The organism is Enterococcus sp. E5-162 (assembly GCF_035725965.1).
GTDB lineage: Bacteria > Bacillota > Bacilli > Lactobacillales > Enterococcaceae > Enterococcus_B > Enterococcus_B lactis.
Genome location: NZ_JAPRFV010000031.1, coordinates 1 through 2,990, shown reverse-complemented (window position 1 = coordinate 2,990; position 2,990 = coordinate 1). Strand labels below are relative to the sequence as shown.

At 38.4% G+C, this 2,990-nt stretch carries 1 protein-coding gene and 1 pseudogene; one reads left to right on the top strand and one right to left on the bottom strand.

Annotation, left to right across the window (positions count from 1 at the left end; translation table 11 throughout):
* Window positions 1-193 precede the first annotated feature (193 nt).
* Window positions 194-2,308 carry an ATP-dependent protease ClpL gene (gene clpL / locus OZZ83_RS14570; RefSeq protein WP_002335148.1) on the bottom strand — a complete coding sequence of 705 codons (2,115 nt, stop codon included), beginning with the start codon at window positions 2,306-2,308 and terminating at the stop codon, window positions 194-196.
* 271 nt (window positions 2,309-2,579) lie between these two features.
* On the opposite strand from clpL, the pseudogene OZZ83_RS14565 reads away from it, so the two are divergent.
* Window positions 2,580-2,990: pseudogene (locus OZZ83_RS14565) on the top strand (hypothetical protein); the annotation flags it as partial.

Here is a 2,990-nt window from a genome sequence, read left to right as displayed (position 1 = left end):
CCGAAAAGAAGGCACTCTCTTCGGGTTTTCGGTCTGTACTGAAATCAAGGTATTATTGGGAATCCCAGCTTAAATCATAGATACCGTAAGGGATTTTATTCTTTATTTAAAACTTTGCAACAGAACCTATCAAGCAATCTCCTTCCCAATAAATCTCCTCTTATATAAAGTTATTTATGAACACTGATTTAAGCTAAGCTGCCGATATCACAATCTCAGCATCCACTAAATCAGCCTTCAAGTTTTTGACATCTAAGTGGTCAAGGTAGAAATCTGTTACCTTATCACGAATTTGTTGTTCAATTACTCGCCGTAATGGCCGCGCACCCATTGCTTCATCATAGCCTTGTTCCATCAGCCAATCTTTGGCCGCTTTAGTTACCTCAAGTTTAATGGATTTTTTGGCTAAAGTTTTTTGTACATCCGCCAACATCAAATCGACAATTTGACTTAAGTCTTGCTTAGTCAGATGTGAAAATTCCACGATTCCATTAAAGCGGTTCAGAAATTCTGGGCGGAAAAATGGTGCTAACTTATCCATTAATGACTGATCTCGTTGCTTGTCACCACTTAATGCTTCATTACCAAAGCCAGCATTAGAAGTAGCAATAATAATCGTATTTTTGAAATTAATGACATTGCCTTGTCCATCCGTTAAGCGCCCATCATCCATCACTTGTAACAGTAACGTTAATACTTGTGGATCAGCCTTTTCAATTTCATCTAATAATACAATGGAATATGGATTACGCCGAACCCGTTCAGTTAGAGTATTAGCATTATCTTCATAGCCTACGTATCCAGCCGAGGTACCAATTAATTTCGACACAGCTGTACGATCAGCATATTCACTCATATCTAGCCGAATAATCGCATTTTCATTTCCAAACATATCTAAGGCTAATTGCTTAGCTAATTCAGTCTTTCCTACGCCAGTTGGGCCCACAAACAGAAAACTTCCAATCGGCTGATCCCCCTCTGAAAAGCCCGCACGGTTACGCCGAATTGCTTTTGCTACCATTTCAACCGCTTCATCTTGACCGATTACCTTACTTTTCAGACGCTTATCAAGATTTTTCAAGCGCTCAATATCATTAGCGCCCATATCAGAAACTGGTATACCAGTTAAACGTTCAACCGATTGTGCCACATCATCAATCGTGGCAGTGATTTTTTCTTTTTGATCCGTTTCTTTAATTTTTTGCTTGGTTTCCTCGATCGACTTCTTGATATCAGCGGCTTTTGTAAAGTCCTCCGCTTTAATGGCGGCCTCCTTAGCTGCCTCTAATTTTTTAAGGCGTTGATCCAATGTCTCAACATCAGTTTGCGAATTTTTAGCCGCTAAATGAGCCGCAGTCATGTCGATCAAATCGATAGCTTTATCTGGCAAAGTGCGTTGTGGTATATATTGGATTGAATAATCCACAGCCGCCTTCAAAACATCATCTGGTAATACAACATGATGATGTTTTTCGTACAGCTCTTTAACACCTTGTAATATACGTAAAGTGTCAGCGGCCGTCGGTTCATTAATCACAACATCATTGAATCGCCGTGCCAAAGCCGCATTTTTCAAAATAGTATTGCGATATTCATCTTGAGTCGTAGCCCCGATTACACTCAGCTCGCCACGTGACAAAGCAGGTTTAATGATATCAGCCAATCCTTTGCCACCATCTTCACCACCAGTGGCACCCGTGCCGAGAATCTGATGAATTTCATCGAAGAATAGAATAATATTACCAGCTGCTTTAACTTCCTCTACCAGCTGTTTAATATTTTCTTCAAAAGAACCGCGATATTGAGTTCCCGCTTCCAAAGACGATAAATCAATCGAATAGATTTCTTTATCTTGAATCGTTTCTGGAACTTTACCAGCCACAATTGCTTGTGCCAGACCTTCGACGACTGCAGTTTTACCTACACCGGCATCACCAACTAAGATTGCATTATTTTTCGTTCTACGACTTAAAATTTCTGCAGTTTCTTGAATCTCTTTCTCACGTCCAATCACTGGATCTAGTAATCCATCACGAGCCTGTTCCGTCAAATTAGTCCCTAACTTTTCTAAAATCCCTCCTTTTTTAACAGCCTGTTTACCATCTTTAGATACTTCTATTGTTTTATTATTTTGGGGTAGCTTACCAGTTGCTCGGTATTGAGCAAACTCATCCGGTGTCAACGATTGTCCATTAACTAAATACCGTGCACGCTCCGAATTTTGATTACCCATGCGCCGAAATAATTGATTGAAAACATCATCCATATCATTGTTGAAAAAAGGATCATTTCCGTAGAAATTTGCCATATTATCACACCTCCATAAAAATTTATATGTGTAACTTAGTGACCATAATATCCTTTAAAACTACAACCGAATTGTATCACAATTTTTATGTATCGCTAAGTAAAGTGCTTATAGAATCAATTAGAAATAATTAGGATAACCCGTGGTGCTAGTTAATTTTTTCCTAGAGGAAAATGTCTAAACATGTTGGTAAATCAACAAAAAAACGCATATAGTAGTCTCAAAACTCCCAAGAAATGAGGACTATTTAACAAACTACGATGGTTACGTCGTGACAACTGAACATTTTGACTTAGCCAATCCTGTTACTAAAGTCGATGATATCCCCGATTATGAAATGTACAGTCAAACAATCGATAGCTTAAATAAGCGTTTTGGCAATCGTGTTTTAAAAGGCATCGAAATCGGTTACATCGCTTCTGAAAAGGATCGGATCATCGACTATTTAGCCGATAAAGATTACGATTTAAAATTACTCAGTGTGCATCATAATGGTCAATTTGATTATTTAGATGACGAAGTCAAAGATATGGATCCTGCTATTGTGATTCCTCTGTATTTTGCACAACTTTCAGAAGCACTAGTTGTTATAGAAGCAGATGTCTTTGCTCATTTTGACTATGGTTTTCGGGTATTTGGTCTATCCGTTGCTGAATTTAAACAATATGAAGCGCAGTTTTTA

Coding starts and splice junctions, on each gene's coding strand:
- clpL (WP_002335148.1), bottom strand. CDS start 2,308: ATGGCAAATTTCTACGGAAATGATCCTTTTTTCAACAATGATATGGAT.